Here is a 25,287-nt window from a genome sequence, read left to right on the forward strand (position 1 = left end):
ATACTTTAATTTACTTATTTAGGTTGACCATGTCCTATAAATCAGAACACGAACGCTCCATTAAAGATCCAGATGGATTCTGGGGAGAGCAGGCAAAACTCATTCATTGGGAAAAACCATTCAATAAAGTTCTGGATTACGCAAATCCTCCGTTTGCTAAATGGTTTGAGGGTGGCTTAACCAATCTTTGCTACAACGCAGTCGATCGTCACCTCAAAGATCGTGCCGAGCAGATCGCTCTAGTCGCGGTTTCAACAGAAACGAATCTAGAAAAAGCATACACATTTCAGGAGTTGCACGAAGAGGTCAATCGTATTGCGGCCATCTATAAAGCCAACGGCGTTCAAAAGGGTGATCGTGTATTGATTTACATGCCGATGATTGCTGAGGCCTGTTTCGCAATGCTCGCTTGTACACGCATTGGTGCAATTCACTCTGTGGTCTTTGGTGGCTTTGCATCCCACAGCTTGGCATCACGTATCGACGATGCCAAGCCGAAAATGATTGTGACTGCAGAAGCGGGCGCACGAGGCGGTAAAGCAGTTCCTTATAAGCCCTTGCTCGATGAGGCAATCAAGCTCGCCAGCTACAAGCCTGAAAAAGTCCTGATCGTGAATCGTGGCCTAACTGAGTTCACCGCAGTGGCCGGTCGTGACTTGGACTACGCAACTGAGCGCCAAAAGCACCTCAATGATTTAGTGCCGATTGAGTGGGTGGATGCAACTCACACTTCATATATTTTGTATACCTCTGGCACTACTGGTAAACCTAAGGGCGTACAACGTGACACCGGTGGTTATGCAGTCGCCTTGGCTTCCACCATGAAGCACATCTTCTGCGGCAATCCTGGCGAGACCATGTTCTGCACCTCAGATATCGGTTGGGTAGTGGGTCATAGCTACATTATTTACGCACCCTTGCTAAACGGTATGGCAACTATTCTTTATGAAGGCACGCCCTTACGTCCTGATGCAGGTATTTGGTGGGAGTTGGTTGAGAAGTACAAAGTTTCAGTCATGTTCTCTGCGCCAACTGCAGTTCGTGTTCTCAAAAAACAAGATCCTGCCTTCTTAACTAAATATGATCTCTCGAGCTTGCGTGCTTTGTTCTTAGCAGGCGAGCCTCTGGATGAGCCAACGGCAACTTGGATCCATGATGCGATCAAAAAGCCGATTGTGGATAACTATTGGCAGACCGAAACGGGTTGGCCGATGTTGGCAATTCAGCGTGGCGTAGAAGTGATGCCGCATAAGTTTGGCTCCCCTGGCGTCCCTTCATTTGGTTACAACATGAAGTTATTGGATGATGCGACTTCGGAAGAGTTGGGTCCGGATCAAAAAGGCGTTATTGCGATTGAAGGTCCTTTGCCTCCTGGTTGCATGCAAACGGTTTGGGGTGATGACAAGCGTTTTGTCAGTACTTATTGGGAAACTATTCCCGGTAAGACTATTTACTCCACCTTTGATTGGGGTATCAAAGACAAAGACGGTTACTTCTTTATTTTGGGGCGGACTGATGATGTAATTAACGTTGCTGGTCATCGACTGGGCACTCGTGAGATCGAGGAGAGTATTTCTAGCCATCCGAATATCTCTGAAGTAGCAGTAGTGGGAATTGAGGACAAACTCAAGGGTCAAGCTGCGATCGCCTTTGTGATTCCAAAGGATGCCTCTAATACAGCTACTTTAGAAGCGGAGTGCATGAAAACCGTCGACACCACATTAGGTGCAATTGCTCGTCCTGGCCGTGTTTATGTGGTTACGGCTTTGCCCAAGACCCGTTCAGGCAAGATCGTCCGCCGTGCTCTCCAGGCTGTAGCTGAAGGGCGCGATCCCGGTGATATCAGCACTATGGAAGATCAAACCGTTTTAGCTCAAATTAAGACCATCATCGAACAAAGCGCAAAGTCTTAAATCCAGCTTGGCAGCATCAAAATAAGCCCCTCAGTCTGGTGACTGAGGGGCTTATTACCTTGCAAGCCTCATTGGCTGGGAATCCAAGGATTTATACGCAAAACTGGTATGATTCAAGGGTTCAAAACTTAATAAATTACCCTAGCGCTTAAAGACACTCACCTCCCGCACAAACAGTCCTGGGTTGGTCTTTTTGGGGTGTTGAGCGTCGGATGGAGCAGGGACTGGAGATGGTTTGTCACCCTTGCTTCCTTCTTTTCCTCCCGCCGTGTTGGCCTTAGCCGACGGCACTATATTTCCTGGTCTTAGTATTGGCGCTCCTGGCGAAACTACCGGCGAAGTTGTTTTCAATACTGCTCTGACTGGCTATCAAGAGATCATCACTGATCCTAGCTATTCACGCCAAATTGTCACCTTGACATACCCGCACATCGGCAACGTTGGGGTAAATGATCAAGATGCTGAGTCGGATCAGATTCATGCGGCTGGCTTGGTTGTAAAAGATCTCTCTAAGCGTGTTTCGAATTTCCGTGCCGAAGAAAGTCTGGATAGCTGCCTCAAAAAAGCAGGGGTAGTAGGCATCTCTGGTATCGATACGCGTAAGCTCACTCGCATTCTGCGTGATAAGGGTGCTCAGTCTGGCGCGATTGTTGCCGGCAAGATGGGCGATGACGTAGCGGCCCTGGGTAAGAAAGCCTTGGATCTCGCTAAAGCCTTCCCGGGCATGGCTGGTTTAGACCTTGCTAAAGTCGTGACCACAAAAACTCCATACCAATGGCGTGAGGCTGAGTGGGATCTGCACGGACCTGACGGCAAACCCGCATATCGATCTTTAAATACTGGCAAGCCAAACAAAAAAGTGGTTGCTTATGACTTTGGTGTGAAGCGTAATATTTTGCGGATGTTGACCGAACGTGGCTGTGAGCTAACCATTGTTCCTGCGCAAACTAGTGCCGCCGAAGTGTTGGCAATGAATCCCGATGGTGTGTTCTTATCAAACGGCCCCGGAGATCCCGGTCCTTGTGATTACGCGATTGCTGCTGCAAAAGAAATTATTGAGAAGGGCGTTCCGACTTTCGGTATTTGCTTGGGTCACCAAATTATGGGCTTAGCTGCTGGTGCTAAAACCTTGAAGATGAAATTTGGTCACCATGGTGCGAATCACCCGGTAAAAGATTTGGATACTGGGCGCGTCGCGATTACCTCTCAGAATCATGGTTTTGCAGTAGATGCGAAAACTTTGCCTGACAACATTCGCGTTACGCACGTGTCTTTATTTGATGGATCACTGCAAGGTTTGGCTTGGAAAGATAAGCCTGCTTTGTGTTTCCAAGGGCATCCTGAGGCCTCACCAGGCCCTCACGATATTGCCTATTTATTTGATCGTTTTGTGGAGCTCATGAATGCTGCCGCTGTTGGTAATAAGGGGGGCAAATAATGCCTAAGCGTAGCGACATTCAGAGCATTCTGATTATTGGTGCCGGTCCAATTGTGATTGGACAAGCTTGTGAGTTTGACTATTCTGGTGCGCAAGCTTGTAAAGCGTTGCGTGACGAGGGTTACAAAGTCATTCTGGTAAACAGTAATCCTGCCACCATCATGACAGACCCCGAGATGGCAGATGTAACTTACATCGAACCGATTACTTGGGAAGTAGTGGAGCGCATTATTGCCACTGAGAAACCCGACGCTATTTTGCCAACCATGGGCGGTCAAACTGCCTTGAACTGCGCACTCGATTTACATCGCCATGGCGTCCTCGAGAAATACGGTTGCGAATTGATTGGCGCTTCACCAGAGGCGATTGATAAAGCGGAAGACCGTCAAAAGTTTAAAGATGCGATGACCAAAATTGGTCTGGGTTCTGCAAAGTCTGGTATTGCGCACTCCATGGATGAGGCGCATGAAGTGCAACAACGTATTCAGAAAGAAACTGGTAGCTTGGGTTTCCCAGTAGTCATTCGACCTTCGTTCACCATGGGTGGATCAGGCGGTGGCATCGCTTACAACCGTGAAGAATTTGAAGAGATTTGTAAGCGCGGTTTAGATTTATCGCCAACCCGCGAGCTCTTGATTGAAGAGTCTCTCTTGGGTTGGAAAGAGTTCGAGATGGAAGTGGTCCGTGACCGTGCAGATAATTGCATCATCGTTTGCTCAATCGAAAACTTAGATCCGATGGGTGTGCATACTGGTGACTCGATCACGGTTGCCCCCGCACAAACCTTGACGGATAAAGAGTATCAAATTCTGCGTAACGCCTCGATTGCGGTCTTGCGTGAGATTGGTGTGGATACTGGTGGTTCAAACGTGCAGTTCTCGATTAATCCAGTCGATGGTCGCATGATCGTTATTGAAATGAACCCACGCGTTTCACGATCATCTGCCTTGGCTTCAAAAGCAACTGGTTTTCCGATTGCCAAGATTGCTGCGAAGCTAGCGGTGGGCTATACCTTAGATGAGTTGAAGAATGACATCACAGGTGGCGCAACTCCAGCATCCTTTGAGCCATCAATCGATTACGTAGTCACGAAGATTCCTCGTTTTGCCTTTGAGAAATTTCCACAAGCAGATTCTCGTTTAACCACACAGATGAAATCGGTCGGTGAGGTGATGGCCATTGGTCGTACATTCCAAGAGTCATTTCAAAAAGCATTGCGCGGTTTAGAGGTTGGTGTTGATGGCTTGGATGAAGTTTCCACAGATTTGGATGACATCATTCAGGAGATCGGCGAGCCAGGTCCAGATCGTATTTGGTATTTGGCGGACGCTTTCCGTATGGGTATGGGCTTGGATGAGGTTTACAACGAGACTAAGGTAGATCCTTGGTTCTTGGAGCAAATCGAAGAACTCATCACCATGGAGACTGAGCTCAAGCAGCGCAAGCTCGACAGCTTGTCAGCTCCTGAGTTGCGTTTCATTAAGCAAAAAGGTTTCTCAGATCGTCGCTTGGCGAAATTGCTTGGAGTAGATGCTTCTTCCGTTCGAGCAGCACGTCACCGCCTCAAAGTGGTTCCAGTCTACAAGCGAGTGGATACCTGCGCTGCTGAGTTCTCTACGAATACAGCCTATCTTTACTCCACTTACGAAGCAGAGCATGGCGAGTGCGAATCTCAGCCAAGCACTAAAGATAAGATTATGGTTTTGGGCGGCGGTCCAAACCGTATTGGTCAAGGTATTGAGTTTGACTACTGCTGCGTTCACGCAGCCTTAGCAATGCGCGAAGATGGTTATGAAACCATCATGGTGAACTGCAACCCAGAAACAGTTTCTACTGACTACGATACTTCTGATCGTTTGTATTTTGAGCCATTGACACTAGAAGATGTTCTAGAGATCGTAGCAATTGAAAAGCCCAAAGGTGTCATCGTTCAGTATGGTGGTCAGACTCCGTTGAAGCTGGCTTTGGATCTCGAAGCGAATGGCGTACCAATTATTGGTACGTCACCAGACATGATTGATGCGGCAGAAGATCGTGAACGCTTCCAGAAGTTATTGCATGAGTTGAACTTGCGACAGCCGCCTAACCGTACCGCCCGTGCGGAAGATGAGGCTCTGAAGCTGGCTGAAGAAATTGGTTACCCATTGGTAGTGCGTCCTTCCTACGTATTGGGTGGTCGTGCAATGGAGATCGTTCATGACGGTCGTGATCTTGAGCGTTATATGCGTGAAGCGGTTAAGGTTTCGCATGATTCACCGGTATTACTAGATCGCTTCCTGAACGATGCGATTGAGTGTGATGTGGACTGTATTAGTGATGGTCAGCATGTATTTATTGGTGGCGTGATGGAGCACATTGAGCAAGCTGGTGTTCACTCGGGTGACTCAGCCTGCTCCTTGCCACCATATTCCTTATCGGACGAGACGATTACAGAAATCAAACGTCAAACCGCGGCCATGGCCAAAGGTCTCAACGTGGTTGGTTTGATGAATGTGCAGTTTGCGATACAGCACGTCGATGGTAAAGATGTCATCTATGTACTCGAGGTGAACCCGCGTGCTTCTCGTACTGTTCCGTTCGTATCCAAAGCAACCGGTTTGCAGTTAGCCAAGATTGCAGCTCGCTGTATGGTGGGTCAAACTCTAGAGCAGCAGGGCATTCTGAATGAAGTTAAGCCAGCTTACTACTCGGTAAAAGAAGCCGTGTTCCCATTCAATAAGTTTCCAGGTATTGATCCGATCCTAGGGCCAGAGATGCGCTCTACTGGCGAGGTGATGGGTGTTGGTAAGACTTTTGGTGAAGCCTTGTTTAAATCCCAATTGGGCGCAGGGATTAAATTGCCTAAGAGTGGTACTGTGCTCTTGACTGTTAAAGATAGCGACAAACCTAAAGCAGTTGAGGTGGCTAAACTGTTACATCAATTGGGATTCCCAATGGTGGCTACTAAAGGTACTGCCGCAGCTATTGAGGCGGCTGGCTTACCCGTACGCGTAGTCAATAAGGTGAAGGATGGTCGTCCACACATTGTTGACTTAATCAAGAATGGCGAGATCTCCCTAGTATTTACTACGGTTGATGAGACACGTACTGCAATTGCGGATTCACGCTCCATTCGTACGAGCGCTCAAGCCAACAACGTGACTTACTACACTACGATTAGTGCAGCGCGTGCAGTCATGGATGGTTTGATGACCTCACAAAACGGTAACAAAGGGTCGCTTGAGGTGTATTCATTGCAAAATCTACACAAGACTCTCAATTAAATTAAATGAGGTAAGAAGCATGAACACAATTCCTATTACCAAGCGTGGCGCAGAGCTACTCAAAGAAGAGTTACACCGCTTAAAGCATGTAGAGCGTCCATCTGTGATTAATGCAATCTCTGAAGCGCGTGCACAAGGTGATCTTTCTGAGAATGCTGAGTATGACGCTGCTAAAGAGAAGCAAGGTTTTATTGAAGGACGCATTCAGGAGCTTGAAGGCAAGTTATCTGCAGCGCAAATCATTGATCCGGCTACTTTGGATGTGAACGGCCGCGTAGTATTTGGTGCTACGGTGGATCTTGAGGACTTAGAAGATGGTACCAAGCTCACCTATCAAATTGTGGGTGATGATGAGGCTGATATTGCCCTGAATAAGATCTCTATCAGCTCACCGATTGCGCGTGCCTTAATTAGCAAAGAAGAGGGCGATGTGGTTGCGGTTCAAGCTCCTGGCGGTAATCGCGAAGTAGAGATTCTTGCGGTTCGCTACATCTAATACCTAGCAAAAGTTCATATGCAGACTGTAGAGACCCCGAATCATCTGGCGGCTCAAAGACTGTTTATTCTGATTGCAGGCCTTTGGGTTGGCAGCATACTTGCGGTAGGTTATCTGGTTGCTCCGGCTATCTTCAGCACGATGACCGATCGACAGGCTGCTGGCATGGTAGCTGGTAGCATCTTTAAATTAGAAGCCTATCTCAGCTTGATTGTCTGCATTGGCCTGATGGTTCTAGCCAATCTCCTTGTGAATCGTGGCCTCAATCAATTCAAGTTCATTCGCTGGCTCTTGTTGGCAATGCTACTTTGTGCAATCGCAGCTAGCTTTATCTTGATCCCTTGGATGAACGCCTTGAGAGATGATGCCCTCATGCAAGGTATGCCGGTCATGCTTTCTCCTTCAGCCACTGTGTTCGGAAGGCTGCATGGCGTGTCCAGCATGCTGTTTATGCTGCAGAGTATTTTAGGAATCTTCTTAGTTTGGCGACTGACTAAGAGATAGGTCAAAGAGTAATTCAAAAAGTAAGTCAAAAAGTAAGTCAAAAAGCAGGCAATAAAAAACGCCGACTAGCGACGTTTTTAACTACAGCAGTTTTAATCCTCTGAAGATCAAGAGCCCAATGATTTCTTCTTGGTGCTGCTCATGCGGACCTTGCGTTTCTTAATGGGGGCGGGCGCTGCAACTGCCTTGCGATAACCCGGTGATGACCAACCAATTTTTGATTCAGCAGCATCAGCGCGTAGAACCCGTTTCTTGGGGGCAGCGCTTTTGACCGCAGCCGCTCTTTCAAAGGGTGATTTGCTAGCTGCTGAGCGTCGATCTGATCTCTCAGAGGTGCTGGTGCGAACACCAGCTTTCGCTACCACGCGATTCGGCTGACGCTTAGTGCGGGGTGCTTGTAATGTCTTTTTCGTTTGCTTGCTAGATCTACCCAAATTGACCAGTGCTGCATCGACGATATCAATCGGCTTCCAGATCACTAGTAATTTTCCAATGTGCTGAACGGGTGCGGCGCCCAGTTTGTCGCAGAGCTCTTCATAGATAGCGATGCGTGCTTCACGATCATCGCCAAAAACACGAACCTTAATCAAGCCGTGATGAGAAATGGCTGATTTAGCCTCCTTAATCACCGCAGGGGTAAGGCCATCGCCGCCAATCATGACAACTGGGCTAAGCCCATGGGCATCGGCTTTAAGGGATTTACGTTGTGCGGGGGTAATAGTAAGTGCAGTCATGGGCTCGATGATAGAGCATTGGTGCTTGTAAAACAGGGCTTTCGGCCTGATTTGAGCCAATATCAAGAAGTTTCCAGTCAATTCCTTTTGCCTTGTAGAGCATAAACAAGGAAAATGGAAGGTGAAAGTGGGTAAGTTGTGGCAAAGAATAAATTTAATAAAAGTTGGTTGCAGGATCACCTAAATGATCCCTACGTGAAGATGGCTCAAAAAGAGGGTTATCGCGCACGAGCCGTCTATAAGCTGAGCGAAATAGATGAGCAGGATCGACTCATCAAAGCAGGTATGACAATTGTGGATTTAGGAAGCGCTCCAGGGAGCTGGTCTCAGTACGCCCGGAATCGCCTGACTGAGCTCGGTAAAAATAATTCGAACATTGAATCCGGTAAACCAGATGGAATCATTATTGCAATCGATATTCTGCCGATGGAGGACATTGCAGACGTTTCCTTTATTCAGGGGGATTTCCGCGAAGATGAGGGTTTAAAGGCCTTAGAGGCACTTTTACCGGCGAATGCGGATGGAAAAGTCGATTTTGTGATGTCCGACATGGCTCCCAATTTATCCGGCGTGGGGGTGGCAGACGCGGCCCGAATGGCTTTTTTGGCTGAAATTGCCTTGGATTTTTCGGTTCAGCATCTGAAGTCTGACGGGGCTCTATTAATTAAGTGCTTTAACGGCAGTGGCTATAGCCAGATTGTGGAATCCTTTAAAAAGGTCTTTAAAACAGTGGCTTCCAGAAAGCCAAAAGCCTCTAGAGCCAAGTCTTCAGAAATCTTTTTGCTCGGCCGAGACCTTAAAGTGCCCAAATAACCCCCCAAAAAAAGGGGTTTATAAAATAAATTAGCTCTTCGCTATTGAAAAAGCCTAGTAGTAGAATCAAATACTTAGGTATAGCAATCCGCTTTAACTCCCGGATTAATCCGGCAAAGGTCTCCTTTTGAATAGCAATATGTTGCAAAAAATTGGTGTGTGGCTCATTGTGGGTTTGGTCTTGTTCACTGTTTTTAAACAGTTCGACAAGCCTAAAGATCAGAATCAAGTCACGTATTCTCAATTCATGGACGATGCCAAAGCAGGCAAAGTTAAGCGAGTGGATGTGCAAGGTCGCACCTTGCAAGTGACTCCAAATGACGGCAACAAATATTCCATCATCTCCCCGGGAGATATTTGGATGGTTGGCGACTTAATGAAGTTTGGTGTCCAGGTCACCGGTAAAGCAGATGACGAACCGAATATGTTGGTTTCTGCTTTGTATTACCTTGGACCTACTTTATTGATTATTGGTTTCTGGTTCTTCATGATGCGTCAGATGCAGGGTGGCGGTAAGGGTGGTGCATTCTCTTTCGGCAAATCCAAAGCACGCTTGATTGATGAGAATAGTAATACTGTTACTTTTGCTGATGTTGCTGGTTGCGATGAAGCAAAAGAAGAAGTCTTTGAGATTGTGGACTTCCTCAAGGATCCGCAAAAGTTTCAAAAGCTCGGTGGTCGTATTCCGCATGGCATATTGCTTGTAGGCCCCCCAGGTACTGGTAAGACTTTGTTGGCGCGTGCGATTGCAGGCGAGGCAAAAGTTCCATTCTTCTCCATCTCTGGATCAGACTTCGTGGAGATGTTTGTTGGTGTTGGCGCCTCACGCGTGCGCGACATGTTTGAGAACGCTAAGAAAAATTCTCCTTGCATCATCTTTATTGATGAGATCGATGCCGTTGGTCGTCACCGTGGTGCCGGTATGGGCGGCGGCAATGATGAGCGCGAACAAACTCTGAACCAAATGCTGGTAGAGATGGACGGTTTTGAAAGTAATAGCGGTGTCATCGTTGTTGCTGCGACTAACCGTTCCGATGTGTTAGATAAAGCCTTATTGCGTCCAGGACGTTTTGATCGTCAAGTGCACGTCGGCTTGCCAGACATTCGTGGTCGTGAGCAAATTTTGCAAGTGCACATGCGCAAAGTTCCAATTGATCCAGATGTGGACGCAGCCGTATTGGCGCGTGGCACCCCTGGTTTCTCGGGCGCAGATTTAGCAAACTTGGTCAATGAGTCTGCATTGTTTGCAGCACGTCGTAATAAGCGTGCTGTCGATATGAAAGACTTTGAAGACGCAAAAGATAAGATCTATATGGGTCCTGAGCGCAAGTCAGCAGTCATGCGTGAAGAAGAGCGTCGTAACACGGCGTATCACGAGTCTGGCCATGCTGTAGTTGCCAAGATCTTGCCTAAAGCAGATCCAGTACATAAAGTTACCATCATGCCGCGTGGCATGGCCTTGGGTGTGACTTGGCAATTGCCTGAGTTTGATCGTGTGAACTTATACAAAGATCGCATGTTGGAAGAGTTGGCTATTTTGTTTGGCGGCCGCGCTGCTGAAGAAGTGTTCTTACACTCCATGAGTACAGGTGCTTCAAATGACTTTGAGCGTGCCACCAAAATGGCGCGTGACATGGTCACTCGTTATGGCATGAGTGATAGCTTAGGTACGATGGTCTATGTAGATACCGAGTCTGAAAGTATTTTTGGGCGCAATAGCTCTAAGACAGTTTCAGAGTTAACTCAGCAAAAGGTAGATGCAGAGATTCGTGCCTTGGTTGATAGCCAGTACGCATTAGCAAGATCGATCCTAGAGCAAAACCGCGACAAGGTTGAAGCCATGGTGACTGCTTTGCTTGAATGGGAAACCATTGATGCTGAGCAGATTAACGACATCATGGAAGGTCGCCCACCGCGCGCTCCAAAGCCACCACCAGCAACCCAGTTTGGTAACTCTGCTGGTACGCCGGGTCCTGCTGCCGGTGCCGCCCCAGCTACTGCTTAGTAAGGTGAGCAAGCAAACTCTGCCCGCAACATGGTGTTGCGGGCGTTTTCTTTTTGACTTTAGTAAACGTCAGCGCCCACTAGTGATGGGTATTCTGAATGCCACGCCAGATTCCTTCTCGGATGGTGGCAAGTTCAGAACTCCAAGTGATGCTATTGCTCAAGCAGAGCGCATGATTGCTGATGGTGCAGACATCATTGATATCGGTGGTGAGTCCACTCGTCCAGGCGCCGAGCCAGTCTCTTTGCAAGAAGAATTGGATCGCGTCTTGCCAGTGATTGAGGCTTTAAAGGATTGTGGCGTCGCCTTATCAATTGATACCTATAAAGCAGAAACCATGCGTCAGGCGCTCCATGCTGGAGTTGATTGTGTCAATGACATCTGGGCTCTACGACAAGCGGGTGCAGTAGAAGCCATCATTGAGAGCGATGAGCGTTATCCAAACAAGCAGTGCGGCCTTATCCTAATGCACATGCAGCGTGATCCACAAACCATGCAATTTGATCCTGAATATCAAGATGTCATCGTAGAAGTGAAGCAGTTTTTACAAGAGCGCGCACAGTTACTTCAAGAGAAGGGTGTCGCTCAAAACCGCATCGCCGTTGACCCTGGCTTTGGCTTTGGTAAAAGTCTGGAGCACAACCTCAAGATGCTGGCAGATTTTGATCAATTCTCGCAATTGGCTTATCCGGTATTGGCAGGGATGTCTCGTAAATCCATGCTGGGCAAATTAACAGGTCGCGATACCAATGACCGTGTAGCACCTAGTGTGGCAGCCGCCATTCTGGCTGCCGATCGGGGTGCTCGCATCATCCGCGTCCATGACGTTCAGGAGACGGTCGACGCCTTGAAGCTCTGGGAAGCTATTCAGTAATAAGCTGAATAGTTAAATAGCCACAAGTTTTATAATCAAGCTCATGAAAAAACAATACTTTGGTACTGATGGCATTCGCGGTGAAGTAGGGCAATTTCCGATTGTTCCGGAGTTCATCACGCGCCTTGGCTATGCTGCAGGTAAGGTCCTGAGTAGCCAAGCAAAGCCTGGTGAGCGCTGCAAGATTTTGATTGGAAAAGATACGCGTGTTTCAGGTTACCTATTAGAAGCTGCTTTAGAGGCAGGCTTTGCTGCCGCAGGTGTTGATGTGATGTTGTGTGGCCCAATGCCAACTCCTGGCGTTGCTTACCTTACTAAAGCATTGCGTTTATCTGCAGGTGTAGTGATCTCGGCTTCACACAATGCTTATCAAGATAACGGTATTAAATTCTTTTCAGCAGAAGGCGGTAAGTTAAGCGATGAGTTTGAACTGTCTATTGAAGCTGAGCTCGCTAAACCGATGGGTTGTGTCAGTTCAAAAGAATTAGGCAAAGCATTTCGTATCGATGATGCTGCCGGTCGCTATATTGAATTCTGTAAATCTACTTTTCCTGGAGAACTTAATCTCAAGGGTATGAAGTTGGTTGTAGATTGTGCTCATGGCGCTGCGTATCATATCGCTCCCCATGTCTTTCATGAGTTGGGTGCAGAAGTCATCTCTATTGGTGTTCAGCCCGATGGCCGCAACATTAATGATGGCTTTGGCGCTACAGCCCCTGCAGCATTAATTGCTAAAGTTAAAGAAACTAAAGCTGATCTCGGTATTGCTTTGGATGGTGATGCCGATCGTTTGCAAATGGTCGATGCTTCTGGCCGATTGTTTAATGGCGACGAGCTTCTATACGTTCTGGCAAAAGACCGCATTGAGCGGGGCCAAGTCATTGGTGGAGTAGTGGGCACCTTAATGACTAACTTAGCGGTAGAGAACGCGATAAAAGGTCTTGGAATTGGATTTGAGCGCGCTAATGTAGGCGATCGTTATGTCCTGGAGTTACTCAAGCAAAAAGGCTGGATTATTGGCGGTGAAGGCTCAGGCCATCTGCTTTGTTTAGATCAACATTCAACCGGTGATGGGACGATTGCCGCATTGCAGGTATTGGCAGCGATGAGTCAGGCTAAAAAGAGCTTAGCCCAACTCCTAGATTCAGTAAACATCTTCCCTCAAGTGCTTCTGAATATGAAGTTCAAGGCCGGCTACGACTGGAAGACTGATAGCACCCTCAAATCCAAGATTAGTCAGGTGGAGACTGATCTCAAGGGCACGGGAAGGGTACTTATCCGCGCCTCAGGCACAGAACCCGTCCTGCGGGTCATGGTTGAGGCTCAAGATGGCAACGTGGCCATGAGCGCGGCTAAGGGCATTGCCGATCTAATACCAAAATCATAAGTAATTGATTTAATTGAATTAATTTTAATTAGAACACTTGTCACAAAAGAGTCATACATACATCGTATCGTCCTCATATCGCAATGTTGCGTAATTTATCTGAGGAACGATTCACATGAACTCATTTTTGAAAAAAGCGTTAGTGATTAGCGCGATTTCATTTGCTCCAGTTGCATTTGCAGCTGATATGACTGGCGCTGGCGCAACATTCCCATATCCAATTTATGCTAAATGGGCCGAAGCCTATAAAGCAAAAACCGGTTCTAACCTGAACTACCAATCTATCGGCTCTTCCGGTGGTATTAAGCAAATCAAAGCAAAGACAGTTGATTTCGGTGCAACCGACAACCCAGTGAAGTTCGAAGATTTAGAAAAAGATGGCATGGTTCAGTTTCCAGCCATTATTGGTGGCGTAGTTCCTGTTATTAACGTAGAAGGCGTTAAGCCATACGAGCTCAAGTTATCACCGGATACCTTGTCTGATATTTTCCAGGGTGTTATCACTAACTGGAATGACAAGCGCATTGTGCTGAATAACCCTGGCATGAAGATGCCTGACTTGCCAATTACTGTTGTTCATCGCGCGGATGGTTCAGGAACTACTGCAATTTTTACAAATTACTTGGCAAAAGTTAGCCAGAATTGGAAAGATGCAGTTGGTGAAGGTGCTGCAGTGAAATGGCCTGCTGCCTCATCGGTTGGCGGTAAGGGCAATGAGGGTGTTGCAGCAAACGTTTCTCGTGTCAAAGGCGCAATCGGATATGTTGAGTATGCGTATGCCAAGAAAAATAAAATGACTAGTGTTTCTATGAAGAACAAAGATGGTCAATTTGTTCAACCTGATGACATCACTTTTTCTGCTGCAGCGGCTGGTACAGATTGGTCCAAGATTCCAGGTATGGGTACATTCATTACCAATGCTGCTGGTGCTAAATCATGGCCAATCACTGGTGCATCTTTTATTCTCTTGTACAAGAACCCAGAAAACAAATCTAATGCTGCTGAAGTAATTAAGTTCTTTGACTTTGCATTTAAGGATGGCAAGAAGATGGCTGAAGAGTTGGATTACGTGCCAATGCCTGATGTCACAACAGATTTCATCCGTAAGAATGTATTTGCTAAGGTTGTTACTAAGTAATGTTCAATGATTAAGATTTCTTAATCATTACTGAATAACAGCTCCACCAAAAGTGGGGCTGTTTCAATATTTAAATAAGCATAATTTATGATTGAATCCACCCAGTCTCACGCAGCACCGACGCCCCAGGCGCTTCGTATTGCTAAGTTACAGCGTATTCAAGACTTTCTATTTCATGCAGTTACCCAATTTTTTGCATTATCGGTACTGATTGCATTAATCGGCATCATCATCTCACTCATCATTAATGCGTGGCCGGCACTAGATAAATTCGGTATTGGCTTCTTCTTTACCAAAGAGTGGGATATCGTTAATGGAGAGTTTGGTGGATTGATCGCCATCTATGGCACCGTCGTTACTTCTTTGATTGCTTTGTTAATAGCAGTGCCATTAAGCTTCGGTATCGCCGTATTTTTAACTGAGTTATGTCCAGGTCCACTTCGTAGACCCTTGGGTACCGCAGTTGAATTACTTGCCGCAGTTCCCTCAATTATTTACGGTATGTTTGGCTTATTTATTTTTGCTCCTTTATTCGCGGACTATATTCAGCCAGCTTTAGCCGCCACCCTCGGACAAGTACCGGGTTTGGGAATTTTATTTTCTGGTGCTTTTAATGGCATTGGTATCTTGTGCGCTGGACTCATTTTGGCGATGATGATTCTGCCCTTTATCGCCTCAGTAATGCGTGATGTATTTGAAATTGTTCCGCCTGTTTTAAAAGAGTCCGCTTATGGTATTGGTTGTACCACTTGGGAGGTGGTTAAGAATGTCGTTCTCCCTTACACCAAAGCAGGTGTTATCGGTGGGATTATGCTTGGATTAGGCAGGGCACTTGGTGAGACTATGGCGGTGACATTTGTAATTGGTAATGCCCATCGTTTGTCAGCATCGCTATTTGCTCCAGGCAATTCAATTGCATCAACGCTCGCAAATGAGTTTGGTGAAGCTGAGCTCGGACCTCATTACTCCTCTTTATTTGCCCTAGGTCTTGCGCTCTTTATGATTACATTCATTGTGCTAGCTATTGCAAAGTGGATGCTCCTGAATATGGAGAAAAAACAGGGACTGAAGACATGAACGGCCTCTCAAATATTGATCCAGCAATTTTTGCCAAGCGTAAGCGTGCTAATAAAATTGGCCTAATACTTTCTACCGGTGCCATGGTTGTAGGTATGGCATTCCTCCTGTGGATTTTGAGCATTCTTTTCATCAAGGGGTTTTCCTCAATTAACCTTGATGTGTTTACGCAAAGCACCCCTGCGCCTGGATCTGAGGGCGGCGGTTTGGCGAATGCGATTCTTGGTAGTTTGATGATTGTCGCCAGCTGTACTTTGATCAGCACCCCAATTGGGGTTCTTGCTGGTTTATATCTCTCTGAATATGGCGATAGAAGTAAGGTGGCTTCGATAACCCGCTTCGTTACTGACATCATGCTATCAGCGCCATCTATTGTGATTGGTTTGTTTGTGTATGCGATTGTGGTTGCGCAAGTACGGCATTTCTCTGGTTGGGCCGGTACGATTGCACTAGCCTTGATCGCTATTCCTGTAGTGGTGCGTACCACAGAGAATATGTTGCGCTTAGTTCCAGGTAGCTTGAGGGAGGCTGCCTATGCCCTAGGTACCCCGAAGTGGAAAGTGGCTTTCATGATTACCTTACGCGCTGCACAAAGCGGTGTTATTACTGGGATCTTGTTGGCGCTTGCTCGTGTGAGCGGTGAAACAGCACCTCTCCTGTTTACTGCCCTGAACAATCAATTCTTTACAACCAATATGAATGCCCCGATGGCGAATTTACCAGTGGTCATTTTCCAGTTTGCAATGAGTCCTTATGACAATTGGGTTGATCTCGCCTGGGCAGCTGCTTTGTTAATCACATTTGCAGTGCTTGGATTAAACATCCTCGCTCGTGTTGTCTTCCGTGAAAAAGTGCAAAGTTAATGGCCAATATGAAAACTATGTTTGACTTAAATACAATCGATAGTCAAGGAAACAGAATGAACGACAATACCAATATGCAAACAGCCAAAGAAGTTAAAAATGCGCTTGAAGTACGTAATTTGAATTTCTTTTACGGCTCTTTTCAAGGTCTTAAGGATATCAATTTAGATATCGAAGAGGGCAAGGTTACTGCATTCATCGGACCATCCGGCTGCGGAAAATCGACTTTGTTACGCACTCTAAACCGCATGTATGACTTGTATCCAGGTCAACGTGCTGAGGGTGAAATTAACTTTTATGGCCAAAATATCCTAGAGTCTGGTCAAGATTTAAATCTACTACGCTCACGTATTGGTATGGTTTTCCAAAAGCCAACCCCATTCCCAATGTCCATTTACGAAAACATTGCGTTTGGTGTGCGACTTTATGAAAAGCTTTCTCGCTCTGAAATGGACGAGCGAGTAGAGTGGGCCTTAAATAAGGCTGCTTTGTGGAATGAAGCTAAAGATAAACTCAATCAAAGTGGCTTATCCTTATCTGGTGGTCAACAGCAGCGTTTATGTATTGCTCGCGGGGTTGCGGTCAAGCCATCTGTGATTTTGCTGGATGAGCCAACTTCTGCCTTAGATCCAATTTCTACGGGTAAGATTGAAGAGCTCATTAATGAACTTAAGCATGAGTACACGATTGCTATCGTCACTCATAACATGCAGCAGGCTGCTCGTGTATCCGATTACACTGCCTATATGTACCTAGGCAGTCTCATCGAATATGGCAAGACTGATGAAATTTTCATTAAGCCTAAGCGAAAAGAAACAGAAGATTACATTACCGGCCGTTTTGGTTAATTGGAGATACACATGCCTGATAGACACCTTTCCTCACAGTTTGACGCAGATTTAAATTCCCTCTCCAGTCGTTTGCTAGAGATGGGCGGGCTCGTTGAGTCTCAGATTTCAACGGCTATGCGCGCTTTCACGCAAATGGATATTGATACTTGTAATGTTGTCATCCAGAACGAAAAGCTCGTAAATGATCTCGAAATCCAGATTGACTTAGCTTGTACTGAACTCATTGCCCGTCGTCAGCCTACGGCACGAGATTTACGTCTCGTCATGGCTGTTTCAAAGGCGATTACCAATTTAGAGCGTGCCGGTGATGAAGCTGAACGCGTTGCCAAGAGAACCAAGCGCTTAATTGAAGCTGGAGCTACTCACAATATTAATGTTGCTGAAATTCGTTTATCCGGACAGATGGCAATTTCTCTTTTGCGTCGTAGCTTAGATGCTTTCGCAAGATTAGATACCGTTGCGGCTGCAGAAGTAGTGCAGGAAGATCGTCAGATTGATGAAGAGTTCAGAGGATTTGTTCGCAAGCTGATTTCATACATGATGGAAGACCCGCACACGATTTCAACAGGTCTAGACATGTTGACTATTGCTAAGGCAATTGAGCGCATTGGCGATCATGCAAAGAATATTGCCGAGTTCGTTATTTATATTGCCAAAGGCTCTGATGTGCGTCATATCCCGCATGAGGATTTGGTCCGCGAGGCCAATAAACCGTAACCAATTAAAACGGAATCCCAGATGACTCACCGAATCTTAGTTGTTGAGGATGAGCCTTCGATTGCTGAGCTGATTGCAATCAACCTGACTCATGCAGGCTATGAAGTTGAAAGGGCGCTCCAGACTGATCTTGCTATGAATATGATGCGAGATCAGTTGCCTTCTCTTTTAATCTTGGACTGGATGCTCCCTGGTAAATCAGGCGTTCAATTTGCTAAAGAGTTGAGATCCAATGAGCGCACCCGCTCTTTGCCCATTCTGATGCTGACTGCTAAGAGTGACGAGTCAGATAAGGTTCTTGGCTTAGATTCTGGCGCAGATGATTATGTAACCAAACCTTTCTCACCCAAAGAGTTAGTTGCACGTGTCAAGGCCCTTTTGCGTCGCCAAACCCCAATAGAGGACTCTGGCCCTTTGGCGGTGGGCCCATTAAGAATGGACCCACTCTCTCATCGTGTGACAGCTGTTTGGCCTAATATGGAGCCTCAATCCATTTCCTTGGGGCCTACCGAATATCGCCTTTTGCAGTTTTTGATGGCCAATCCTGAAAGGGTTCACTCTCGGACAAATTTGCTCGATAAGGTATGGGGGAATGAGGTTTATATCGAGGAGCGGACTGTAGACGTACATATTAAGAGATTAAGGGCAGCCCTATCCCCTTCGGACTGTGATCGCTACATAGAGACGGTTCGCGGAAGTGGCTATCGAATTACCAAGATGCCCACCCAGACCTAACTAGAATCAAGCCCTAAACTAGAGTTTTGGATCCGATGGAGCAGATGCTCTAAGATTGTCGTATGTTATCCGTTATTACTCGTTTTACCATGCTTGTCTGCTTGGCTTTTCTTGCCGCATACATAGCATCCTCTAATTTAGGCTCCTTTTCGGGGGTTGCGGCGGCAATATCCGTGCTTGCAGTGCCTTTGATTTATTCCTATATCAATTTAGCTCGTTTAAGAAAATTTACCTTATCCGACTCAGTTGAGTCCATGCCTTTGCCAAGCGGCTACTGGGAAGAAATCTTTTTTCGCCTTCAGCGTTTAGTCCGCAATCTCAAACAGCAAATACTCTCTATAGAAAAACAGCACAATCGTTTCATTGAAGCTTTTCAGGCCTCTCCTAATGGCATTGTGATGCTGGATAGTGAGGATCATATTGAGTGGTGCAATGCGATTGCAGAGCGTTTCTTTGGATTGAGTTTTAAGCGTGATGCGCTTCAAAGGATTAATTTCCTGATACGACGCCCAGAATTTATCCAGTATTTATATAAGAGGGCCTTTGAGGATCCATTATTGATGGAGAGAATGGGGCCAAACTCTAATCTGAGTTTGATGTTACAAATTTTCCCATTCGGTGATCAACGACATCTCTTGCTTGTGCAGGACGTAACCGATCTTCAAAAGGCTGATGCAATGCGACGTGATTTCGTAGCAAACGTTTCGCATGAAATGAGAACGCCAATTACTGTATTGATGGGTTTTTTGGAGACTATGCAGTCGCTTGACTTGGAGAGATCACAGCAAAGCAAATATTTTGAAATGATGATGTCTCAGGCTCAGCGAATGAAGAGTTTGGTGGAAGACTTGTTGACCCTAGCTAATTTAGAGGCAAATACTTTGCCCGCCCCAATACAAGAAATTAGTATTACCACTCTGATGGCACTTTTAAAGAATGATGCAGAGGCACTTTCTCAGGGTCATCATATCCTTAGCTTTGAGATCTCAAATTCAAATAACTTGATGGGAGAAGAGCGGGAGATCCTCTCTGCCTTTGGTAATCTAGTCTCCAATGCTATTCGATACACACCAGATACCGCCTCAATTAAGGTGAGATGGAGTGTCAATGAGCGTGGTGAAGGTGAGTTTTCAGTGACTGATACGGGGCCAGGTATTGCATCTGAGCATCTATCTAGACTGACTGAGCGCTTTTATCGCGTGGATAGAAGTCGATCTAGGGATACTGGAGGTACTGGCTTGGGATTGGCGATTGTGAAACATATTGCTAATCGTCATCAAGCCCAACTCATCATTAACAGTACGCCCGGACAGGGCAGTACCTTTACTCTTCAATTTCCGAAGGAGCGTATTTCAGTTTAAGAGTACTTGTATTACTTAGTCCTTCTTATCTTTCTTATCCTTTTTGTCCTTCTTATCTTTTTTCTTCTTGGACTCTTTAGGTAGCTTGTCTAACTTGCCATTGGCATACAGGCACCATACTTTGATTTCCTCAAGCAGCTCATTTAAGTCTTCATAAGACAGATTTTTAAAGTCTTGTAGGCCAATAGCACCAGACTCTTGAAGCTGTTTTACAGCATCTTCATATTTATATTCGCTCATGGGTATCCGGATAAAAGTAATAGGAACGAGCCTATCCTAGCAAAGTAATATGACAAAACTGCCTTTTTCGCATCTGGAAGGGCATTTAATCTAGATCGGGGGGAGATTTCAGGTTTACGTTTAATGCCCTAATCCGCGCTAATAACCTTTCTGGCGGACCTCCCATTACAAGAGCGGGCAGGATTGTGACAAGCGATAGTCCGCCCAATACCAGTTCACCAGCCCCAAATGCTGCCGATATAGGGGGCCAAGACCAGATGCTGGCTGAGGTTGTCATCCCAAGTGCAAGACTTGTGGATTACTTGCGTTGAATTGAGTAACGTGAGCGGCCTGTTCATCCCGCAACACTTTTCCACGATCATATAGATAAGGGGATTTCATAATTCTCTCCATCAGAAGTCATCGCCTAAGAAAAAAATCGCTATTTATGGGTAAGGGAAGCATTGGAATTAAAGTCAAAATGAATGCTTAAGGCAGCAAAAAATTTATTCAATATCAATTTTGACATCAAGCTGCAATACTCAAGCGATAAAATAAATTTAGTTAAGTTAATCAACTCTATGGAGATTTATATGAAACGATTTTTTATCAAAGTACTGATTATTTGGCATGAGATTAGAGTGGCCTATCGCAATCGGAATATGCAACACCGTCTTGGTAGTTAAAAGCGCCAAGTGAATCCGATCTCTGAGCGAGAGGCATTGATACCTGAGTTGCTCATAATGATTCCCATATTTGCTGCACTTTTCATATAGGAGATGCCAATATCAACACTATTACTTGCTGATATGATGGCTGCAATCAAGGTATAGTTGCTCAGATATTGCTCGGCGCTCGGTGGATTAGTAGTTAGGCCTATATCTAGCGCCAACTTTACTTTGTCTGCTACCTTCCAAACAGGTGCCATAGAAAAGAACCAGATATTGGTTCTATTTTCTGTCGCGCCAGTGCCAATTTTGTAATTGGTGTTGTAGAGAGATTTGCTATACGTTGCATTTAAATGAATTTCCACCAAATCCCAGTATCGTGAAGCAATCAGATTGACGCCATAATTTGGTAACGCGAGACCTAATCCAGCGACTTGCTGCTGTGGTGATCCAGGCAGCGTGATGCTGGGTTTAACTGCTAAGCCCCACTGATCATTCTCGGCAAAGCGCCATTTCATGGCAATAACCTTATTAGATACAGGGGAGAAACTGCCGCTTGGCGTCGCAAAGTAGGTAGCGCCCAAAGATAGCTCGATATTGTCTGTGATACCCCTGGTGTAGGTGAATGGCAAGGCCCTAGCACTTTGCCTGCCAAAATACTCCTCACCAGGCGTAATGACGTCAACAGTATTAGCTGATCCGCCACCATGAGACGCCGTTATAAAAAAATACTGCTCAATCTGATTGAGCCCTTTGGCCACTGTACCTGCATCATCTGTATTTAGTGGTTCAAATGCCTTACATGCTAGTGGAATTAGCAGCAAAAAGAGGGCAATCTTATGCATTGAACTTGGAAGCCTAAAAGCTATCATCTTAATTGCAGAACATTACAAATCAATGTCAAATCAAGCCCTGGTTACTTGGTGCATTTACTATGGTATTGCAATGAATCTGAAATATTTCCTTCTTAACATCATGGTTCCAATACTGAATGGGGAATATGATGAATACAAATAGGGATATCAATTTATCAACTATATTTCGACGCAATCTTGACCTGATTCCTTCTGAGAATGTCAATATCAAGCAAGAATTTCTCAATGAAAAGTACGAAAAGACTGAGCACCGTGACAATGTATTTCTTGTTGATCAGAAATACACCTTAAGTCTCGATGAACTTATTTAGCTATTGATTTGCGTTTAAAAGGCTAGTTATCAAAATTACAGTATGAAATGTCATGAGAATGACATCATCAATAGCCATCATGAACAGTAAACCTACACCATAAGAATCTACGTATGCCTATTATCAAAATTGCTTACCCAATTTTATTTATCGCCCTACTCATTCAGGCAATTTGGGTAGAAGCAGCGACTATTTACCCCATTAATAAGGCATCGATTCTTGTTGGCTCGTCATTTGATATCAAAATTGAATTTGACCAAGAGTACAAATTAGAGGATTTGGATATTCAGCTTAATAGTGCGCCAATCAAAGCACAGATTAAGACACAGCCAGTGTTTATTTCCAATGAATCAGGAAAAGGCAGCTCCCTGATTTATCGAGATGTTCAGCTTTCAAAGCCCGGGCAATATGCTCTCATTGCCAAGAGCGGTCAGGAAAGCATCCAGGTCTCTTGGGATGTCTATGCAAGTGGCCCCCGAAAGGTCAAGAACGTCATCCTCTTCATTGGTGATGGAATGACGATAGCAAATCGTACTTCAGCTCGCGTTTTATCTAAGGGAATTGATGAGGGTAAGTATCAGGGTAAGTTGTCATTCGATGATATGCCCAATATGGCGCTTATTGGAACCTCAGGCTCTGACTCACTCATCACCGATTCTGCAAACTCCATGAGTGCTTACACAACCGGTCATAAGACTGCGGTAAATGCCATGGGTGTATATGTTTCTCGTGCAGCGGACAACTTATCCCATCCTAAAGTAGAAACCATTTCTGAATTAATTAAGCGTAAAACCAAAATGTCGGTCGGCATTGTATCGGATGCTGAATTGCAGGATGCGACTCCAGGTGCCATGGTGGCCCACACTAGAAGACGCGCTGATAAGCCATATATTGCCGATCAACTATTTGCCAGTGGGGCGGAGGTCATTTTAGGTGGAGGCTCCGCTTACTTTTATCCGCAGTCTACTAAAGGGTCAAAGCGTAAGGATGATAAAAATCTGCTTGCCCAATTTCAATCTTCGGGATATTCAATTGCTTTAAATAAGCAAGAATTATTGGCGACTGGCAATGCTAAGGAAACTAGCAAGCTATTCGGAGTATTTCATCCGGATAACATGGATGGGTCCTTAGACCGTCTTTTTCTCAAGAAAAACACAGTAGCACAGTACCCTGATCAGCCAGACTTAACCGAGATGACACAAGCGGCGATCAATGTCTTATCCAAAAATCCCAACGGCTTTTTTTTGATGGTTGAAGCAGCTTTAATTGATAAGTTTAATCATCCGCTGGACTGGGAGCGAGCCGCTTTTGACACCATCATGTTAAGTAATGCTGTACAAATAGCTAAAGATTTTGCAAAGAAAAACCCAGACACATTGATCATTGTTACCCCTGACCATACCCATAGCGGCTCAATCAGTGGTGTTGTGAATGATGCTAAGCCAGGACCCCTAAGAGAAAAGGTTGGGGTGTATGCAGATGCTGGCTATCCAAACTATCCAAAGGCCAATACGGCAGGCTATCCAAATCAGATTGATGTAAGCAAGCGTTTGGCCTTCTTTTATGGAAATTACCCCGATCACTATGAGACGCTTCACCCAAAACTCGATGGCACATTTAAGCCAGCAATTAAAGATGAGTCTGGTAAGTATGTTGCCAATCCCAAATACGTCCAGCTACAAGAAGATGCTATTCATATGACGGGTAATCTGCCTTCACATCAAGAGATGGGTGTTCACACGGCTGATGATGCAGTACTCAATGCCATGGGTCCTGGATCGGAAAAGTTTCGTGGATTCATGGATAACACTGAGGTATTCAAGGTTATGGTCGAAACTCTTGGCTTGGGTTACACCAAGCGCTAGGAAAGCAAATGAGTAATGCTATTTAAGATCTATTACTTGAGATAGATTCCCTTTTAACGGCGCTTTTACTTTATTAATTCATTGCTGTTATTCGATAGCTTTGTAGTTCACAATGAATGCTGACAAGAAATCTCTTGTTATGAATGGACTTGGTCTTAATGAAAAGAAAGTTATACGATTCGCTGGTGGACTTAAGGCTTATAGTTTCTAAAGTGCTGGGGTTTACTCAAGAGATCAAACACATCACCCCAGTGATCACAGTAGGCCGGTTTGGGTTGACGCACGAGATCTCAGATAAACCCTCAGAAGTCATTGAGTTACCCCCTAAAGAGGAGCCCATTCGGCCTAACGCACTTTTAAAGTCAAAGATAGACCTTATTCGACTAGAGACTCGGTATTTTGATATTACAGACGAGGGAGGTAACAGAAAGCTTGCCTACAGCATCTCTGGGAATATCAACGCAGAAAAAGTATTACTTTGCTTGCCTGGTCTATTGGAGACCAAAGACTCCTTCACCGTTTTGCATGCTCATTTTTTAAGATTTGAAGATTGCAAAGTAGTTAGCGTTGATTTTCCTGGAAGAGGGGATTCTGAGTCAATTTCGTCATCTCAAAAATACACCATGTCACTCTACTTATCAGACATTCAAGGCTTAATGAAAATGCTTTTGAGCAATCATCCATCGACTACTCAATTTACTATTTTGGGAACCAGTATGGGTGGTGTATTAGCTATGTACTTAACAAAGTCACTTGGAAAACGAATTTCCGAAATCATTCTCAATGATATTGCCTTAACTGTGAATTGGTCTGCCCTCTATTCTTTATATAAATCAATGAAAAATGAAGTTGGTTTTAAAGAAGTTAAACAATTAGCAAAAGATTTGAGAGTGGATGAGAGAGCATTTGCAGATGTCCAGTTACCAGGCCATTTTGATTTAAATTACAAGGCCGATATATGGGGGATGAACTTCCATGAGGCGATTGAGGGGTACAAGGGTAAGGTGGCGCTGATTTATGGCGCTGACTCAAAGGTATGTACTCTCCAGCGTGTACGCTCAGCAAAGGCTGCAATACCCGGATTCATTTCTTTCGAGGTCGAAAAAGCAGGGCATCCAGTTCCCTTTACACCCCAAGTTTGTGAGTTTATCCAGCTGCAGATGAAACTTAAATAAGCTAT

General features: G+C 45.4%; 22 protein-coding genes. 19 read left to right on the forward strand and 3 right to left on the reverse strand.

Going from position 1 to position 25,287, the window contains the following annotated elements:
• The first annotated feature begins 29 nt into the window (after positions 1-29).
• From ICN27_RS04280 to ICN27_RS04300, 5 genes are all read left to right on the forward strand, one after another.
• Positions 30-1,913, forward strand: coding sequence for a propionate--CoA ligase (locus ICN27_RS04280; protein ID WP_216269095.1), 1,884 nt, complete (start codon positions 30-32; stop codon positions 1,911-1,913).
• A 244-nt stretch (positions 1,914-2,157) separates the two neighbouring features.
• Positions 2,158-3,351, forward strand: coding sequence for a glutamine-hydrolyzing carbamoyl-phosphate synthase small subunit (gene carA, locus ICN27_RS04285; protein ID WP_216269263.1), 1,194 nt, complete (start codon positions 2,158-2,160; stop codon positions 3,349-3,351).
• A complete protein-coding gene (gene carB / locus ICN27_RS04290; RefSeq protein WP_216269096.1) occupies positions 3,351-6,614 on the forward strand; it encodes a carbamoyl-phosphate synthase large subunit in 3,264 nt (1,087 codons plus the stop codon). The genes carA and carB overlap by 1 nt, the downstream gene beginning before the upstream one ends.
• A gap of 19 nt (positions 6,615-6,633) precedes the next feature.
• Positions 6,634-7,110: a transcription elongation factor GreA gene (greA, locus tag ICN27_RS04295; RefSeq protein WP_215310005.1), complete on the forward strand. Its 477-nt coding sequence runs from the start codon at positions 6,634-6,636 to the stop codon at positions 7,108-7,110.
• Positions 7,111-7,128: 18 nt separating this feature from the next.
• Positions 7,129-7,614, forward strand: a complete 486-nt coding sequence (locus ICN27_RS04300) for a DUF4149 domain-containing protein (RefSeq protein WP_216269097.1) — start codon at positions 7,129-7,131, stop codon at positions 7,612-7,614.
• 107 nt (positions 7,615-7,721) lie between these two features.
• Here ICN27_RS04300 and ICN27_RS04305 read toward each other — a convergent pair whose 3' ends face one another.
• Entirely contained in the window at positions 7,722-8,348 is a 627-nt protein-coding gene (locus ICN27_RS04305; RefSeq protein WP_215310008.1) for a YhbY family RNA-binding protein, read from the reverse strand.
• A 138-nt stretch (positions 8,349-8,486) separates the two neighbouring features.
• Here ICN27_RS04305 and ICN27_RS04310 point away from each other — a divergent pair, with 138 nt between their 5' ends.
• The 11 genes from ICN27_RS04310 (at position 8,487) to phoR (ending at position 20,169) form a co-directional block, all read left to right on the forward strand.
• Positions 8,487-9,161, forward strand: a complete 675-nt coding sequence (locus ICN27_RS04310; RefSeq protein ID WP_216269098.1) for an RlmE family RNA methyltransferase — start codon at positions 8,487-8,489, stop codon at positions 9,159-9,161.
• A gap of 127 nt (positions 9,162-9,288) precedes the next feature.
• Positions 9,289-11,166, forward strand: a complete 1,878-nt coding sequence (ftsH, locus tag ICN27_RS04315) for an ATP-dependent zinc metalloprotease FtsH (RefSeq protein ID WP_216269099.1) — start codon at positions 9,289-9,291, stop codon at positions 11,164-11,166.
• 4 nt (positions 11,167-11,170) lie between these two features.
• Positions 11,171-12,040: a dihydropteroate synthase gene (gene folP / locus ICN27_RS04320; protein ID WP_370624473.1), complete on the forward strand. Its 870-nt coding sequence runs from the start codon at positions 11,171-11,173 to the stop codon at positions 12,038-12,040.
• 43 nt (positions 12,041-12,083) lie between these two features.
• On the forward strand, positions 12,084-13,427 hold the full coding sequence (gene glmM / locus ICN27_RS04325) for a phosphoglucosamine mutase (protein ID WP_215310014.1): 1,344 nt from the start codon (positions 12,084-12,086) through the stop codon (positions 13,425-13,427).
• A gap of 115 nt (positions 13,428-13,542) precedes the next feature.
• Positions 13,543-14,565, forward strand: coding sequence for a phosphate ABC transporter substrate-binding protein PstS (pstS, locus tag ICN27_RS04330; RefSeq protein WP_215310016.1), 1,023 nt, complete (start codon positions 13,543-13,545; stop codon positions 14,563-14,565).
• A gap of 87 nt (positions 14,566-14,652) precedes the next feature.
• Positions 14,653-15,642, forward strand: a complete 990-nt coding sequence (pstC, locus tag ICN27_RS04335; protein ID WP_215310018.1) for a phosphate ABC transporter permease subunit PstC — start codon at positions 14,653-14,655, stop codon at positions 15,640-15,642.
• Complete coding sequence (pstA, locus tag ICN27_RS04340; RefSeq protein ID WP_215310019.1) at positions 15,639-16,505, forward strand: phosphate ABC transporter permease PstA; 867 nt, start codon at positions 15,639-15,641, stop codon at positions 16,503-16,505. The genes pstC and pstA overlap by 4 nt, the downstream gene beginning before the upstream one ends.
• A gap of 56 nt (positions 16,506-16,561) precedes the next feature.
• Positions 16,562-17,353: a phosphate ABC transporter ATP-binding protein PstB gene (pstB, locus tag ICN27_RS04345; RefSeq protein ID WP_215310021.1), complete on the forward strand. Its 792-nt coding sequence runs from the start codon at positions 16,562-16,564 to the stop codon at positions 17,351-17,353.
• A gap of 12 nt (positions 17,354-17,365) precedes the next feature.
• Positions 17,366-18,073: a phosphate signaling complex protein PhoU gene (phoU, locus tag ICN27_RS04350; protein ID WP_215306659.1), complete on the forward strand. Its 708-nt coding sequence runs from the start codon at positions 17,366-17,368 to the stop codon at positions 18,071-18,073.
• Positions 18,074-18,094: 21 nt separating this feature from the next.
• A complete protein-coding gene (gene phoB, locus ICN27_RS04355) occupies positions 18,095-18,808 on the forward strand; it encodes a phosphate regulon transcriptional regulator PhoB (RefSeq protein ID WP_216269100.1) in 714 nt (237 codons plus the stop codon).
• 62 nt (positions 18,809-18,870) lie between these two features.
• Positions 18,871-20,169, forward strand: coding sequence for a phosphate regulon sensor histidine kinase PhoR (gene phoR, locus ICN27_RS04360; protein ID WP_215310026.1), 1,299 nt, complete (start codon positions 18,871-18,873; stop codon positions 20,167-20,169).
• Between the two features lie 15 nt (positions 20,170-20,184).
• On the opposite strand, the gene ICN27_RS04365 is transcribed toward phoR, so the two are convergent.
• Both ICN27_RS04365 and ICN27_RS04370 read right to left on the reverse strand, forming a co-directional pair.
• A complete protein-coding gene (locus ICN27_RS04365) occupies positions 20,185-20,409 on the reverse strand; it encodes a hypothetical protein (protein WP_215377647.1) in 225 nt (74 codons plus the stop codon).
• 661 nt (positions 20,410-21,070) lie between these two features.
• Positions 21,071-21,901: a hypothetical protein gene (locus ICN27_RS04370; RefSeq protein WP_215310030.1), complete on the reverse strand. Its 831-nt coding sequence runs from the start codon at positions 21,899-21,901 to the stop codon at positions 21,071-21,073.
• 155 nt (positions 21,902-22,056) lie between these two features.
• On the opposite strand from ICN27_RS04370, the gene ICN27_RS04375 reads away from it, so the two are divergent.
• The 3 genes from ICN27_RS04375 to ICN27_RS04385 all read left to right on the forward strand — a co-directional run bounded on the left by ICN27_RS04375 (position 22,057) and on the right by ICN27_RS04385 (position 25,282).
• Positions 22,057-22,242, forward strand: a complete 186-nt coding sequence (locus ICN27_RS04375; RefSeq protein ID WP_215310032.1) for a hypothetical protein — start codon at positions 22,057-22,059, stop codon at positions 22,240-22,242.
• Positions 22,243-22,355: 113 nt separating this feature from the next.
• Positions 22,356-24,107 (forward strand): alkaline phosphatase, encoded by a 1,752-nt coding sequence (locus tag ICN27_RS04380; protein WP_215310034.1) that lies wholly within the window; start codon positions 22,356-22,358, stop codon positions 24,105-24,107.
• A 158-nt stretch (positions 24,108-24,265) separates the two neighbouring features.
• On the forward strand, positions 24,266-25,282 hold the full coding sequence (locus ICN27_RS04385) for an alpha/beta fold hydrolase (protein ID WP_215310036.1): 1,017 nt from the start codon (positions 24,266-24,268) through the stop codon (positions 25,280-25,282).
• Positions 25,283-25,287: the final 5 nt, after the last annotated feature.

The sequence above is a fragment of the Polynucleobacter sp. Nonnen-W13 genome (assembly GCF_018881735.1).
Classification (GTDB): Bacteria; Pseudomonadota; Gammaproteobacteria; order Burkholderiales; family Burkholderiaceae; genus Polynucleobacter.